The organism is Compostimonas suwonensis (assembly GCF_002797855.1).
GTDB lineage: Bacteria > Actinomycetota > Actinomycetes > Actinomycetales > Microbacteriaceae > Compostimonas > Compostimonas suwonensis.
In genome coordinates this window covers 198,495-213,996 of sequence record NZ_PGFB01000001.1, presented here as the reverse complement: position 1 = coordinate 213,996, position 15,502 = coordinate 198,495, and the positions used below count along the sequence as shown (strand labels likewise).

The following is a 15,502-nucleotide window of genomic DNA, read 5'->3' as shown; positions in this document are numbered from 1 at the left end:
CCCCAACGATCGTCGTCGGGGGCGGTTTTCGGCGACTCTAGCGGCGCCGTGGGTGCAGAACGTCTTCCCGCACGATCGAATCGCGTCGAACCGTTGCGTAAACGCGCGTTGGGGACGGTTCGGCGCGACTCGCGAGGCCGATGGCCGGGATGAGCGGGCGGGTCAGCCGCCGAGGGCGACACCGCGCGCCGCGAGGAACGGCACCGAGTCGATCGCGACGCCGTCGATGTGCACCTCGAAGTGCAGATGGCATCCGGTCGATGCGCCCGTGCTGCCGACGATCGCGATGACCTGGCCCGCCTGCACCTGGGCTCCGACGGCGACGGCGGTGCCGCCGTTGGCGATGTGGCCGTAGCCCGTGCTGATGCCCGAGCCGTGGTCGATCATGATCCAGTTGCCGAGGGTGCCCTCGGGCTGGGCCTGCACGACGGTTCCGGCGGTCGCCGCGTAGATCGGGGTGCCGCAGGGAGCCGCGACGTCGGTTCCGCTGTGGAACTCGTTGACGTCGGGCAGCGGGCGGTTCGGGCGCAGTCCGTAGCCGTCGCTGATGCGGCCGCGGGTGGGGAGAGCCCAGCCCTGCTCGCTCAGCTGACCGGCATCCGTCGGCAGGTTCGCGAAGGCGCGCACCTGGCTGGAGGCCGACTCGATGGCCGTGACCTCGGCGAGCTGGTCTTCGAGGTCGGTCACGTTCTTGTGCGCGTCGTTGACGGCTGCGGCGAGCTGGTCGAGGGGGATCTCGTTCGCGGCGGTGCGGGTCTGCTCCGCGCGGGCGGTCAGGTTCTTCGACTCCTCGCGGTAGGCGACGACCCGTTCGCTCACGCTGGCCGGGTGCTCCGAGAGGCGGGCGAGACGGTCGGCCGACGCGAGGTCGTGCAGCAGGCTGGCGTCGTCGGCGGCGAAGAGCACGTCGAGCGTTCCGGGTGCCGTGAGGCCTTCGCGCAGCATCCGCACGTAGGTGCCGGCGGCCTGCTGGGACTGCTTGAGCGCTGTCGCGGCGTCGCGGTCGAGCCGGCGTGCCCGGTCGAGCCCGGTCGTGCGGGCGGTCTGGCCGGCGTCGTAGGCCTTCTCGGCGGTCGTGATCGCGACCCGGCCGGAGTCGATGCGCTGGCGCAGCACGAGCAGCTTCGCGACGCTCGCCGCGGTGTCGGCGCTCAGCGATGTGCGCTCGGCGCCCGGAGCGGTCGCGGCCGGCGTCGAGCCCGGGATCTCCGGGGTCACCGTCGGGAGCCCCGGGGTGGCGGGCGGGGGAGTCGGAGTGCTCGAGCCGGAGGGCTCCGGCGTGGGGGTGCCCGTGGTGGGAGGATCGGTGCTCGGCACGTCGGTGCTGGGCGGCTCGGTCGTCGGCGGGTCGGTGGTGGGCGGCTCGGTCGCCGGAGGATCCGTCGCGGGCGGCTCAGTGGCCGGAGGCTCGGTCGCGGGAGGCTCGGTTCCGTCGGGCTCGGGGGTCGGCGACTCGGTGCCGGGGGCGTCCGTCGCCGGCGGCTCGGAGGACGGCGTCTCCTCGGTCGCGAAGAGGATCGACGAGGCATCCTGCACACCGTCGTCACCGGCTTCGGCCGACCAGCTCGACACCCGAGCGGACTCAGCACCCGCTACGCCCTGGGCGAAGGCCGCCGGTGTGCCTCCCAGGGCGAGCAGAGACATGACCAACAGGCTCGCGGTGGCGAGCGAGTGCGCCATGGGGTCTCCTCGGGGTAGAGAGGTTTTGTTCGACCCTACTCCTTCGACGCCGATGACCGAAGAAATCTCAGGAACCGTTCACCACGGTTTTCACCCGCGTTCGCCCGCGCGAAGACGGCCCCGAACGTCGCCGGCCGCAGTGGCCGGTCGTCGTTCGGGGCCGTTCGCGAACCCGCGGGTTCGGCGAGAGGATGCCGCAGGATCCGTTACGCGCTCGGCGCCTCCGTGCCGGCCGCCTTCGCCGCCGATGCCTTCGCTCGCGCGGGCTTCGTCGCGGCCGGCCTGGCTGCGGCAGAACGGCTCGCGGTGGCCCGAGGGGAGCGGATCGTCGTCGGGCGCGAGGCCGTCGCGATCTCGCCGGCCTCGGCGGCCGGGCGCGCGATGGGCGTCAGGCGCTGCAGCTGGGTGACGTGCTCGGGGGTGAGCTCGTCGAGCGTCGCGACGCCGAGCAGCCGCATCGTGCGGGCGATCTGGTCGGAGAGGATCTCGATGGTGCGGTCGACGCCTTCGCGCCCGCCGGCCATGAGCCCGTAGAGGTAGGCGCGGCCGATCATCGTGAAGCGCGCGCCGAGTGCCACGGAGGCGACGATGTCGGCGCCCGACATGATGCCCGTGTCGAGGTGCACCTCGTACTCGGAGCCGAACTCGCGCACGACCTGGGGCAGCAGGTGGAAGGGGATGGGGGCGCGGTCGAGCTGGCGTCCGCCGTGGTTGGAGAGGGTGATGCCGTCGACGCCGATCTCGGCGAGCTTGCGGGCATCCGACATGCTCTGCACGCCCTTCACGACGACCTTGCCGGGCCACTGCTCCTTGATCCACTTCAGATCCTCGAAGTCGACGGTCGGGTCGAACATGGTGTCGAGCAGCTCGGCGACGGTGCCCGACCAGCGGTCGATGGAGGCGAAGGCGAGCGGCTCGGTGGTGAGGAAGTTGATCCACCACTCGGGGCGGGGGATCGCGTTGATGATCGTCTTGGGGGTGAGCGACGGCGGGATCGACATGCCGTTGCGCTTGTCGCGCAGGCGTGCGCCGGCGACGGGCACGTCGACGGTCACGAGCAGGGTGTCGAAGCCGGCCTTCGCGGCGCGGTCGACGAGCGCCATCGAGCGGTCGCGGTCTTTCCACATGTAGAGCTGGAACCAGTTGCGGCCGTTCGGGTTGGCGGCCTTGACGTCCTCGATGGCCGAGGTGCCCATGGTCGAGAGGGAGAAGGGGATGCCCGCGGCCCCCGCGGCGCCGGCGCCGGCGATCTCGCCCTCGGTCTGCATCATGCGCGTGAAGCCCGTGGGCGCGATGCCGAAGGGCTGCGCGACGGGGGCGCCGAGCACCTCACGGCTCGTGTCGACGAAGGAGACGTCGCGCAGGATCGAGGGGTGGAACTCGATGTCCTCGAAGGCCTGGCGGGCGCGCTTGAGGCTGATCTCGCCCTCGGCGGCGCCCTCGGTGTAGTCGAAGGCGGCGCGGGGGGTGCGGCGTTGGGCGATCTTCTGCAGGTCGTGGATGGTGAGTGCGGCATCCAGCCGGCGCTTCTTCGCGTTGAGCTCCGGCTTCTTGAACTGCATGAGCGGTGCGAGGTCGCGCACCTTGGGGATTCGACGTTGGACCATGGGGCTTTCCTTTGCTGGCTGAGGGTGGGATGCCGCGGGTGCGGCCGGTGGGTCAGTGGGGCGTCCTCCCGGCGAGCCGGGAATCGGCGAGGGGCGCCGGAGGGATGCGGGGCACCTGGGTCTCGGCGTAGTAGCCCGCGATGTGGTCGTGGAGCAGCCGGCGGGCGGATGCCGCGTCGCGCGCCTCGATCGCGGCGAGGATGTGCGTGTGCTCCTGTCGCAGCCGGGCCGAGGTCGTTGCCCAGTCCGCGAGCCGCTCCGCGGCGGCGAGCACGTAGCTCTCGATCGAGTTGCGCAGGCCCGCCATCATGGCGGCGACGACCTCGTTGCCCGAAGCCTCGGCGAGGGAGACGTGGAACTGCGCGTCGAGGGCGAGGAACTCGGCCTCCGTGAGGGTGTCGGACTGCATGGCGTCGAGGAGCTGGCGGCTGCCCGCGAGGTCGCCGCCCCGGGTGGCGAGGTCGGCCGCGATAGCCGATTCGAGGAGGAGTCGGGTGGCCACGACATCCTGCACCGCGAAGCCGTTCGCGGCCACCTGCAGGCGCATGAGCGCGCTCATACCGCCGGAGGGGGTGGCGACGATGATCGCGCCCGCGTGCGGGCCGGAGCCGGTCTGGGTGCGGATGAGGCCGAGCACTTCGAGCACCCGGAGGGCCTCCCGCACGCTCGAGCGGCCGACCCCGAGCTCGGCGGCGAGGGTGCGCTCGGGCGGGAGGTGGTCGCCGGGACGCAGGCTGCCGTCGATGAGCGCCGACTCGATGTGGGCCAGCACGGTCTCCCACGCGCGCGGGCTGTCGGCCATTGACGTGGGCTCCTTCCGCTGCACTGTGGTGAGGCTCTGTGGGCTTGTGGGCTTGTGGGCTTGTGGGCTGTGGTCTCGTGGTGAGACGCTGTGGTTCCGTGAGGCTATGTGGTCAGACCACTATGGTCAGACCACAACTATAGCGCAGCGCCCACAACAACCGCCCCTCCCCAAATGCAGGAGTTTTTCCGGTCAGGGCAGGTTTCTGTCGCGAATCGACCTAGCCTGGGCCGAATCTCCTGCATCTGGGAAGCCGAAGAAGCCGACGGAGTCGACGGAGTCGGCGGAGAGGGGGCGAGGGTCAGCGGGCCTCGAGGACCACGTTGAGCGGGGACTCGTCGCGCAGCATCCGCTCGATCTGCTCGCGCAGCAGGCGCGCCATCCGGGGCATCATCGCGTTCGTCGCGCCCCCGATGTGCGGCGAGACGAGCACATTGGGCAGGGCGAGGAGCGGGTGGCCCGTCGGCAGCGGCTCGGGATCCGTCACATCGAGGGCGAGACGCAGGCGGCCGGATGTCGCGTGCTCGAGCAGCGCGTCAGTGTCAGCGACCCGCCCGCGCGCGATGTTCACGAGCAGTGCGCCGTCGGGCATAAGCGAGAGGAAGCGGTGGTCGACGAGGTGCTCGGTCGCGTGCGAGAGCGGCACGGCCACGATCACGATATCGGCGAAGGGCAGGAGCTCGGGGAGCGTGCTGATGCCGTGGATCGGCCCCCGCTCGTCGTGCCGCGCCGTGCGGGCCACCCGCTCGACGGTCGTCTCGAAGGGCAGCAGACGGTCCTCGATCGCCTTGCCGACACCGCCGTAGCCGATGATGAGCACGTGTTGGTCGGCGAGGCCCGGATGCCGCGCGGGCGCCCACTCGCCGCGCTCGGCCGCGCGCACGAAGTCGGGGATGCCGCGCTGCGACGCGAGGATGAGCGCGAGGGTCAGCTCCGCCGTCGCGGTCTCGTGCACGGTCGCCGCGTTCGCGAAACGATGTCCCGGCGGCAGCATCTCAGCCACCCCGTCGTAGCCGATCGACTGGCTCTGCACAAGACGGGTCGTGACGCCCTCGAGAGCGCCGAGCGCACGGATCGCCCCCATGTACGGCGGCACGACGATGTCGATCGTGTCCGTCGGCGGCGGTGAGGCCATGTCCCATTCGATGAGCTCGACACCGTCGGGAAGATCGCCGAGGGCGTCGCGCAGGCTGGAACCGGGAACGCTGACGAGGAGTGGGGAGGCCATGTTTCCAATCTATCCGTGGCGTCGGGTTCTGCGTGTGGCTCTGGGTGTGGTTCCCGCCGGCTGAGTGGGGGTGTTGTGTTCCCGATTGCAGGAGTTGTCACGGTGGGGGCGGGTTTTGTGTCCGGTTCTCGCCGCCGTGGGGGTGGGTTTCCTGCATTGGGTGGGGTGGTGCTCCGGTGGTGGGGTTAGCGGAGGAACGCCGCTGCCACGCCGGCGTCGACGGGGATGTGGAGGCCGGTGGTGTGGGAGAGGTCGCTCGTGCAGAGCACGAAGACGGCGTTCGCGACGTTCTCGGGGAGGACTTCTCGTTTGAGGAGGGTGCGTTGGGCGTAGTAGGCGCCGAGTTCTTCTTCGGGGACGCCGTAGACGGCGGCGCGTTTGGCGCCCCAGCCGCCGGCGAAGATGCCGGAGCCGCGGACGACGCCGTCGGGGTTGATGCCGTTGACCTTCACGCCGTACTCGCCGAGCTCCGCGGCCAGCAGGCGTACCTGGTGCGCCTGGTCGGCCTTCGTCGCCGAGTAGGCGATGTTGTTCGGGCCGGCGAAGACCGAGTTCTTCGAGGAGATGTAGATGATGTCTCCGCCGAGTTTCTGGTCGATGAGCACCTTCGCGGCGGCGCGGGAGATCAGGAAGGATCCCTTGGCCAGGACGTTGTGCTGCAGGTCCCAGTCGGCGACCGTGGTCTCCAGCAGCGACTTCGACAGCGACAGGCCGGCGTTGTTGACGATCAGGTCGACACCGCCGAAGGCGAGCACGGCTGCGTCGACCGCCGCCTGCACCTGCGCCTCGTCGGTGACGTTCGCCTGCACGCCGATCGCGACATCCGCGTTGCCGAGCTCCGCGGCCGCGGCCTGAGCCTTCTCGAGGTCGAGGTCGGCGATGACGACGCAGGCGCCCTCCGCGGTCAGGCGGGTGGCGATGGCCTTGCCGATGCCGGAGGCGGCGCCGGTGACGAGTGCGATGCGCGAGGCGAGGGGTTTCGGTTTCGGCATCCGGGCGAGTTTGGCCTCTTCGAGGGCCCAGTACTCGATGCGGAACTTCTCGGCCTCGTCGATGGGGGAGTAGGTGGAGAGGCCCTCGGCGCCGCGCATGACGTTGATGGCGTTGATGTAGAACTCGCCGGCGACGCGTGCGGTCTGCTTGTTGGCGCCGTAGGAGAACATGCCCACGCCGGGGATGAGGACGATCGCGGGGTCGGCGCCGCGGATGGCGGGGGAGCCTTCGACGGCGTTGCGGTCGTAGTAGGCCTGGTAGTCGGCGCGGTAGGCGGTGTGGAGCTCGTCGAGGCGCGCGATCGACTCCTCGATGGAGGCGGTGGCGGGCAGGTCGAGCACGAGCGGCTTGACCTTCGTGCGCAAGAAATGGTCGGGGCAGCTCGTGCCGAGGGCGGCGAGACGCGGGTGCTCGGCCGAAGCCAGGAAATCGAGAACAACATCGGCGTCGGTGAAATGACCGACCTGAACCCGGTCAGTGGAAACCAGACCACGAATCACCGGGGCCAGAGCAGCAGCCTTGACCAAACGCTGCTCAGAAGACAACGGACCGTAACCCTCCAGGACAGGACCGAACGGTTCCGGCTTCGAGTTGTCCTCGATGAACTTCTGCGCGATGTCGATGATCCACAACGAGTTCGCCTCCGCCTCCTCAGAGGTGTCCCCCCACGCCGTGATCCCATGACCACCCAGAATCGCCCCAACAGCCTGCGGGTTGTCCCGCTTCAACTCCGCGATGTCCAGGCCGAGCTGGAAGCCGGGACGACGCCACGGCACCCACACCACCTTGTCGCCGAACGCCCTCGCGGTCAGCTCCTCGCCGTCGGCGGCCGTCGCGAACGCGATCCCCGAATCCGGATGCAGATGATCCACGTGCGCAGCATCCACCAACCCGTGCATCGCAGTATCGATCGACGGAGCCGCCCCGCCCTTCCCATGCGACGTGTAATCGAACGCCGTCACCATCTCGTCCTCACGATCAACACCCGGATACACACCCACGAGCGCACGCAGACGATCCAAACGCAACACCGCCAGACCCGACTCCGTCAGAGTGCCCAGATCACCCCCAGAACCCTTCACCCACAGCAACTCGACCGGCTCACCCGTCACCGGATCGGTCTCGACGCCCTTGGCGGAGGTATTACCCCCCGCATAATTCGTATTCCTCGGATCAGCACCCAAACGATTCGAGCGAGCAATCAACTCAACAGCAACAGGATTCGTCATCTCACGTCTTTCTTGGTGGTTGTCATATCCAGCGCGGAGCGGCTCACAACGCGGCTCCGCGGAAGGTTCTCGGATGTCGGAAGGGTTCTGCGCGGTCAGGAGGTCGGCGGGGCCGGACGTGTCGCGAGCGGGCGCCCGCGGAAGAGCGTCCGCAGGTCGATCTGCCCTCTCCACTGCTGGATCAGCACGGCGATGATGAGCAGGAGGCCCCGGGGCACCGGCTGGTAGAGGGCGCTCACGTTCAGCAGGAGCAGCCCGTTCTCGAGCACCCCGAGGATGAGCACACCGAGCACGGTTCCGAAGATCGTCCCCACACCGCCGGTGAGCGCCGCGCCGCCGAGGACGACGGCCGTGATCGACAGCAGCGCGAGATCGGGTGCCCCGGATGCCGGGATGCCCGCGCCCTGCTTGGCGGTGAGGATCGCGCCCGCGAGGCCGCCCACCACACCGCCGAGTGTGTAGATGCCGAAGAGGTACCGGCGCACGTTGATGCCGGCGAGGCGGGCCGCGGTCGGGTTGCCGCCGACCGCGTAGATGTTGCGGCCGAAGTCGGTGTACTTCATAAAGACCGCGAACACGATGATTGCGACGACGAGGATCACCACAGGGAGCGGGATGCCCGCGAGCTGGATCGAGTTGATGTCGTTGAGCGTGCGGTTGAGCACGGCCGTCGAACGGCCCTCGGTCACGATGTAGTTGAGGCCCTGGAAGGCCGTGAACGTTCCGAGCGTCGCGATGAGGGGGCTCACCCGCCCGATCGTGATGACAACGGCGTTGAAGATGCCGCACGCGGCGCCGACCGCGATGGAGGTGAGGATCGCGAGGATGCCGGAGCCCGCGTCCGAGGACTGCGCCGCCACGAGCGCGCACACGACGCTCGAGAGCCCGACCGTCGAGCCGATCGAGATGTCGATGCCGCCGGTCAGGATGACGAGCGTCTGCGCGAGCGCGCACAGCCCGACGAGCACCGAGGCGACGGCGATGTTCAGCAGGTTGTCCCAGCTGAGGAACGTCGAGGGCCGCAGGATCGTCAGGATCGCGATGAGCACGATGAGAGCGATGATGAGGCTCACGTTGGGGCTCTTGAGTGCGGAGAGGACTCCTCGCGAGAAGCGCGAGCCCTCCTGTGCCGGGGTGGGTGGCGACGTGGGGGCGTCGACCGTCTGGTTCGTCATGATTGCTCCTCATCGGATCCCAGGGCGAGCCTGAGGATGTCTTCTTCTGTTGCCTCGTCTCCTGCGAGCTGCCCGACGATCCGGCCCTCGCGCATGACCAGGATGCGGTCGGCGAGGCCGATCAGCTCGGGCATCTCGGAGGAGATGATGAGCACCGCCATCCCGTCGCGGGTGAGCTCGTCGATCAGGTGGTAGATCTCGGCTTTCGCCCCGACGTCGATGCCGCGGGTCGGCTCGTCGAGGATCAGGAGTTTCGGTTTGACCGCCACCCAGCGCGAGAGCAGCACCTTCTGCTGGTTGCCGCCGGAGAGTGTGCGCGCGAGCGACTCGGGGGTGCGCGTCTTCACACGCATCCGCTTGATCATCCCGGCGACGAGCTCGCTCTCGGCGGCGCGCCGCACGACGTGGAAACGGCTGAGACTGCGCAGTCGTGTGAGGCTGATGTTGTCGCTCACACTGCGCTCCAGGAACAGGCCCTGGCCTTTGCGGTCCTCCGGTGAGAGGCCGATCCCGGCCTTGATGGCCTGCGCCGGGGTGCTCAGCCGCATCGTCCTGCCCTCGACGGCGATGCTGCCGGCGAGGATCGGGTCCATACCGTAGAGCGCCTGCGCGACCTCGGTGCGGCCGGCGCCGACGAGGCCCGCGAGTCCCACGATCTCGCCGGCCCGCACGTGCAGGTCGATGTCGCTCACGTGCGAGGTCGTGACGCCGTGCATCTCGACGATGACAGCGCCCGCCTCCGTCTCGCGCGAGGGGAACATCCGGCTCAGGGGACGGCCCACCATCATCCGGATCATGTCCGCCTCGGTGAGCTCGCCCGCCTCGCTCTCCGCGACGAGCTCGCCGTCGCGCATGATGGCGACCCGCTGGCAGAGTCGTATGATCTCGGCCATCCGGTGCGAGACGTAGATGATCGCCGTGCCCGTGCTGCGCAGCCTCTCCATCAGTGCCCACAGCCTCTGCGACTCGTCTTCGGAGAGCGATGAGGTGGGCTCGTCGAGGCAGAGCAACCGCACGTTGTCGCGCACCGCCTTGAGGATCTCGATGCACTGGCGCTGCGCCGGGCTGCAGCTGCTCACGAGCTGGTCGGGGTCGAGTGTGCCGCCGAAGCCCTGCTCCTCGATCAGCCGGCGGGCCACCTCGAGCGTCTCCCGGGGGGAGACGAGGTGGGCCCGCGAGGGCAGGGAGCCGAGGGAGAGGTTCTCGGCGACGGTGAGCTCGGGCACGAGCTCCGGCTCCTGGTACACGACGTGGATGCCGTGCTCGTGGGCTTCGCGAGGGGACCGGAAGACGATCTCCTCTCCGTCGATGAACAGCTGGCCGCTGTCGGGCTGGTAGTCGCCCGACAGCGTGCGCAGCAGTGTCGACTTGCCGGCGCCGTTCTCGCCGAGCAGCCCGACCACTTCGCCCCCGTGGAACTCGAGCGAGATGCCCTGGAGGGCTTTCACCGGCCCGAACTGCTTGCGGATGTCGCGGAGCGAGAGGGTGGGGGCCGGCGCCCCCGCCCTCCGCTGCTCGTCGATGATCGTCATGTCAGCAGCCTGCGAGCTCTGCCTTGTTGTCGCGAGTGATCAGCGGGCCGGGAATGCTCTGGCTCGCCGGGATCGCGGTGCCGTCCTTCAGGAACGCATACATGGAGTCGAACGCCATCTGGCCGTTGGTCTTGAAGGACACGTAGTTCGCTCCGACGAAGCCGTTGTCCTTCGCGAGCTCGGTGCAGGCGAGGGAGCCGTCCATGCCGATGCCGAAGGAGTTGTCCTTCGTGACGTCCTTCGCCTCGAGCGCGCGCAGTGCCCCGGCGACACCGTCGTCGTTGCAGCTCGTGATGTACCAGTTCGTGATGTTCGGGTTCTGGGTGATCGTCGCGCTCATGGCGGTGACCGCCGTCTGCAGCGTGCCGTCGTGCGGAACGTCGATGTACGTCGCCTTGGCCTCGCCGCCGCCCGCGTTGAACGCGTCGATGGCCGCGCCGGTGCGCTCCGTGCACGCGCTCACGCTGTTCTGGCTCACCACGACGAACGCCGTGTTCTCAGGGGTCGAGTCGGGGTGCTCGTCGAGGATCGAGAGGATCTGCTCGCCGGCCTGGGTGCCGAGGGCGACCCCGTCGAGTCCGATGAACGGTGCGGCCTTGCCGGCGGCATCCTTGATCGGGTCGTCGGAGGCGAGCACGGGGATGCCCTTCGCCGCGGCGAGCTCGAGGACCTGCGGGCCGATCGCCTGGTCGGGCACCACGATGATGAGGCCCTGGATGCCGCTGGCGATCATCTGGTTGACCGTGCTGATCGTGAGGCCCGTGTCCTGCTTGACGTCGGCGGTGACGAGCTCGACGCCCGCCTCGGCGGCGGCCGCCTTCGCCGCGTCGACCTGATCGCTCGCGAAGGTGTCGGTTCCGCGCTTGACGATGTAGCCGATCTTGATGGGGCCGTCCCCGGCGCCGGTGCTGCCCGGGTCGGCCGCCGGTGCGTCGGCGGAGTTCGAGCACCCGGTCAGGATGAGGGCGGATGCCGCGGCTGCGACCGTGAGCGCCGTCAGAAGACTTCTGTGTTTCATTGATTGCTCCTCGTTGAGTTCATGAGATCTGTGTGGTGTTCGGGCTGGGGTGGTTCGGTTCGCTAACCCATCACGAGGCCACCGCCCACCTGCAACGCGGCTCCGGTGATGTAGGAGGCGTCGTCGGAGCTGAGGTAGCCGACGGCGCTGGCGAGCTCGGCGGGGAGGCCGAAACGGCCGAGGGGCGTGCCCTCGAGCCAGGCCTCCTCCTTGCCTGTCATGTGCGTTGCGAGCATGTCGCTCATAAAACGGCCGGGCACGACCGCGTTGACGGTTATCGCGTCCGGGCCGAGCTCACGGGCGAGCGAGTAGGTGAGCCCGAGCATCCCCGCCTTGGCGGCGGCGTAGTGGGCGCGGCCGACGGAGCCACGGTAGGCGGCCTGGGAGGAGACGTTGACGATGCGGCCCCCGCCCTCCGCGCGCATCCCGGGGATGACCTCGCGGGCGAGCCGGAACGCCGAGGTGAGGTTGATGCCGATGCTCTCGTCCCAGAGCTCGTCGCTCATCGTCTCGACCGTCGCGCTCGTCATAACGCCCGCGTTGTTGACGAGGATCGTCGGGACTCCGAAGGCCGCGGTCGCGGCATCCAGGATCGTGCGCGCGGCGCCCTGCTGCGCGAGGTCGGCGTGCACGGCCGCCGCGTGCTCGGGGCCGCCCAGCGCGGCCACGAGCTGCGCGGCCTCGTCGGCGCGGCTGCGGAAGGCGACGACAACACGGTGGCCGCGGTCCACGAGCTCGGTCGCGATGGCCGAGCCGAGGGTGCCGGCCCCACCCGTGACGATGGCGATGCGGCTCATGCTGTCGCCTCCGCGGCGTAGACGCCGGGGTTGGCGAGGAAGCGGGGACGCTCGCCGCGTTCGATCCGGAGGATGTCGTCGACCAGCTGACGGGAGTGGTGGCGCACGACGTCGGTGCTCGCACCCGCGAGGTGCGGCGAGAGGACGACGTTGTCGAGCGACAGCAGGGGGGAGTCGGAGGGCAGCGGCTCGACCGGGTAGACGTCGAGGGCCGCGCCGGCGATCGAGCGGGAGCGGAGTGCGTCGACGAGGGCGTCGTAGTCGACGAGCGCGGCGCGGGCGGTGTTGACGAAGTAGGCGTTCGGCCGCATGGCCTCGAAGAACGTGCGCGAGACGACCCCCCTGCTCTCCGGGGTGACCTTCGCGGCGACCGTGACGATGTCGCTGCGGGCGGCGAGCTCGGCGAGGCCGACGCCACGGACGTCGTTCTGTTCGAGTGCTCCCGGCGTGACGTAGGGGTCGTAGACGAGCACGGACATCCCGAAGGCCCGGCCGAGGCGCGCGATCTCGCGGCCGATGATGCCGAAGCCGACGATGCCGAGGGTGCGCCCCGAGAGCTCGGGCCCCTGGTAGGTGTCGAAGGGGGCGCCGGGGTCGAGCGACCACTGCGCCGTGGCATCCCGTCGCGAGTCCGCATCGCCTGTCGGCTGCGCGGTGAACGCGTCGGTGTGGCGGAGGGCGTGGTGCGCGGAGGCGATGCCCCTCGTGGCGGCGATCATAAGACCGAGGGTGTATTCGGCGACGGCCGTCGCGTTGCGGCCGGGGGTGAAGAGCACGGGGATGCCGCGCGCCGTGGCCGCCTCGATGTCGACGCTCGCGCCCGGCTCGTTGCGGCAGCACGCCACGACCGTGAGGTCGGGAGCGGCGTCGAGGACCTGCTCGTCGATCTGCTCGAACTCGACGAGCAGGCGTGTGAGCCCGGAGACCCGGCCGAGCAGCTCTTCGTGCGGCATAACGATGCCGTCGACGCCGAAGCCCGCGGTGTCGACCGGGCCGATCGCCGCCTCGAGCCGTTGTCGTTCCCCGGTGTCGAATCGTGCGGTCAACAGGGTCGTGGTCATTCGGTGGCCTCCGGGGTCGAGAGTCGTGCGAGCACGTCGAGGTCGCCCCTGAGGTGCTCGTAGCTGTTGCGGTACACGTCGAACAGCTCGTCGTAGCGCTGTGCGTCGCGGTCGTTCGGGTCGAAGACGCGGTCGATCGTCGCGTTCTCGTCGACGGCGGCGGCCAGATCGTCGAGGTGGCCCGTCCCGGCGGCCGCGATCATCGCGTCGCCGAAGGTCGCGCCCGTCGGGGCGTGCATCCTGACGATCGGGATGCCCGTGACATCCGCTTTGATCTGGCACCAGAGATCGTTCCCCGCGGGGCCGCCCGTCGACCGCAGCTCGGCCGGCCGGACGCCCAGGCCCTGTGCGACGTCGAGGTTGTGGCGCAGCGCGAAGGCGGTGCCCTCGAGCACGGCCCGGGTGAGCTGGGGCACGTCGGTGCTCAGGGTGAGGCCGAGGAACATGCCCCGCGCCGCGGTGTTCCAGAGCGGCGACCTCTCGCCCATCATGTAGGGGAGGAAGACGAGGCCGCCTGCGCCGGCACGCAGCTGTGCGGCATCCCGGGTCAGCTCGGCGAAGTCCGCCCCGGGCGCGGTCAGCGTGCGCAGCCAGGTGAGGCTCGCCCCTGTCGCGACCATGGCGGCGAGGTACAGCCACTGCCCGTGCAGCGCCGAGGCCATCGTGATGAACTCGGCCTGAGGGAGGGGGCTCTCGACGGGGAGTGTCACGACGGTCGAGGTCCCGGTCATCTCGGCGCCCTGCCCGGGGCGCACGACGCCGGCCTCGAGGGCGGCGGCGGCGCTGTCGACCGTGCCGGCGACGACGGGGGTGCCCGAGCGAAGGCCGGTCTCCGCGGCGACGGCGGGAGTCACGTGCCCCACGACGTCGGAGGCCGCCGAGATCGCCGGGAAGAGCTCGGCTCGCACCCCGGTCGCGGCGAGGAGCGGCTGCGACCATTCTCCGCTGTGGATGTCGCGCAGCCCCAGGAGCGAGGCGTGCTGCTCGTCCATGCTGAGCGCGCCGGTGAGGCGGAACACGATGTAGCCGTTGATCTGCACGAAGGCCGCCGTCCGCCGGAGGCTCGCGGGCTCGTTCTCGCTCAGCCACAGGAGCTTGGGGGCGACGAAGAAGGGGTCGATGCGGTTGCCGGTGACGGCGAGGTACTCGTCGCGGCCGAACTCGGCGGCGAGGGCGTCGCACTGGGCTTCGGCGCGGCGGTCCATCCAGATGAGCGCCGGGCGCACGGGCGAGCCCGCGGCGTCCAGGGCCAGGAGGGTCGGGGCCTGCGAGCTCACGCTGATGCCGGCGACGGCCGCCATGACCTCGCGCCCGGCCTCGCTCGCGAGGCGTGCGAGCACGGTGAGGGTCGCCGTCCACCACGCCTGCGGGTCCTGTTCGACCCAGGAGGTGCGCACGAAGGAGGTGGGGTAGCCGATGGACGCCTCGGCGAGCACGTGGGCCTGGTCGTCGACGATCGACGCCTTGACGGTCGTCGTGCCCACGTCGATGCCGAGGAAGACGGTCACAACAGCTCCACGTGGCCGCGGAAGGCGTCGAGCGCGGGGTCGGCGGGGTCGAGCTCGGTCACGAGGATGTCGATGTCGGCGAGCTCGAGCGAGCGGGCGGTGGCCGCCTCGTTGAGCTTGGTCGAGTCTGCGGCGACGACGAGGGAGCGGGTCGCGAGGCGCATCGTGCGCTTCACCTCGGCACCGTCCGCGGTGGACTCGGTGGCCCCGAGCTCGGCGTCGATGCAGGTGGGGGAGATGAAGGCCCGGGTGAAGACGAAGTCGCGGATGGTGCGCTGGGCGACGGGCCCGACGAGGGCGCCTGTTGTGCGCTCGAGCTCGCCGCCGGAGAGGATCGCGCGGATCTCGGCCTTGGTGCTGAGGACGGAGAAGGCTTCGACGCCCGAGACGAGCACCGTGAGGTCTGCGGCCGGCATCTCGACGGCGAGCCGGTGCACGGTGGACGAGGCGTCCATGGCGATCGCGCCCGTCTTCGGCAGGAGCGGGAGCATCTTGAGGGCCATGATCCGCTTGGCCTCCGCCTCCTTCTGCTGGCGGCGCTGGAAGAGCTGGGGGCCGACGGCGACGGCGCCACCCCGCACGCGGCGGGCGAGGCCGGCCTGCTCCATCTCGAAGAGGTCGCGGCGGATGGTCATCTCGCTGACGCCGTACGCTTCCGCGGCGTCGGTGAGGATGAGGGAGCCGTCGCGCTCGAGCAGGGCGTGCAGTTGTGTGCGCCTGGTCTCGGCATCCACAGAACTGGCGATCATCTTCACACCTTTCAACACTGAAAAGCGCAGACCGAGAGGCCAGTCTGCTCACGCTTTACCGAGAATCCGTCGATCTGGAATGTTCGGTAGTGATAGTTCTAACAGGAACTAACATTGCGCGCA

12 protein-coding genes are annotated in these 15,502 nt (G+C 69.7%); all 12 read right to left on the bottom strand.

The window, feature by feature from the left end; translation table 11 throughout:
- Positions 1-162: 162 nt before the first annotated feature.
- On the bottom strand, positions 163-1,680 hold the full coding sequence (locus CLV54_RS17850) for a M23 family metallopeptidase (RefSeq protein WP_245861198.1): 1,518 nt from the start codon (positions 1,678-1,680) through the stop codon (positions 163-165).
- A gap of 206 nt (positions 1,681-1,886) precedes the next feature.
- Positions 1,887-3,287, bottom strand: a complete 1,401-nt coding sequence (locus CLV54_RS00945; RefSeq protein ID WP_100343086.1) for an alpha-hydroxy acid oxidase — start codon at positions 3,285-3,287, stop codon at positions 1,887-1,889.
- A 52-nt stretch (positions 3,288-3,339) separates the two neighbouring features.
- Positions 3,340-4,089 (bottom strand): FadR/GntR family transcriptional regulator, encoded by a 750-nt coding sequence (locus tag CLV54_RS00940; RefSeq protein ID WP_100343085.1) that lies wholly within the window; start codon positions 4,087-4,089, stop codon positions 3,340-3,342.
- Positions 4,090-4,390: 301 nt separating this feature from the next.
- Positions 4,391-5,317, bottom strand: coding sequence for a 2-hydroxyacid dehydrogenase (locus tag CLV54_RS00935; protein ID WP_100343084.1), 927 nt, complete (start codon positions 5,315-5,317; stop codon positions 4,391-4,393).
- Between the two features lie 185 nt (positions 5,318-5,502).
- Positions 5,503-7,539: a bifunctional aldolase/short-chain dehydrogenase gene (locus CLV54_RS00930; protein ID WP_100343083.1), complete on the bottom strand. Its 2,037-nt coding sequence runs from the start codon at positions 7,537-7,539 to the stop codon at positions 5,503-5,505.
- Between the two features lie 95 nt (positions 7,540-7,634).
- Positions 7,635-8,714 (bottom strand): ABC transporter permease, encoded by a 1,080-nt coding sequence (locus tag CLV54_RS00925; protein WP_100343082.1) that lies wholly within the window; start codon positions 8,712-8,714, stop codon positions 7,635-7,637.
- Entirely contained in the window at positions 8,711-10,246 is a 1,536-nt protein-coding gene (locus tag CLV54_RS00920; RefSeq protein WP_100343081.1) for a sugar ABC transporter ATP-binding protein, read from the bottom strand. The genes CLV54_RS00925 and CLV54_RS00920 overlap by 4 nt, the downstream gene beginning before the upstream one ends.
- A gap of 1 nt (position 10,247) precedes the next feature.
- Positions 10,248-11,264, bottom strand: coding sequence for a substrate-binding domain-containing protein (locus tag CLV54_RS00915; protein WP_100343080.1), 1,017 nt, complete (start codon positions 11,262-11,264; stop codon positions 10,248-10,250).
- Between the two features lie 62 nt (positions 11,265-11,326).
- The gene (locus tag CLV54_RS00910) at positions 11,327-12,061 is read right to left on the bottom strand and encodes an SDR family NAD(P)-dependent oxidoreductase (RefSeq protein ID WP_100343079.1); all 735 of its coding nucleotides are present in this window, start codon (positions 12,059-12,061) and stop codon (positions 11,327-11,329) included.
- Positions 12,058-13,122 (bottom strand): 2-hydroxyacid dehydrogenase, encoded by a 1,065-nt coding sequence (locus tag CLV54_RS00905; protein WP_100343078.1) that lies wholly within the window; start codon positions 13,120-13,122, stop codon positions 12,058-12,060. The genes CLV54_RS00910 and CLV54_RS00905 overlap by 4 nt, the downstream gene beginning before the upstream one ends.
- A complete protein-coding gene (locus CLV54_RS00900) occupies positions 13,119-14,630 on the bottom strand; it encodes a xylulokinase (protein WP_100343077.1) in 1,512 nt (503 codons plus the stop codon). Before CLV54_RS00900 ends, CLV54_RS00905 begins: the two co-directional genes overlap by 4 nt.
- Complete coding sequence (locus CLV54_RS00895) at positions 14,627-15,379, bottom strand: DeoR/GlpR family DNA-binding transcription regulator (protein WP_157802750.1); 753 nt, start codon at positions 15,377-15,379, stop codon at positions 14,627-14,629. The genes CLV54_RS00900 and CLV54_RS00895 overlap by 4 nt, the downstream gene beginning before the upstream one ends.
- Between the last annotated feature and the right edge of the window lie 123 nt (positions 15,380-15,502).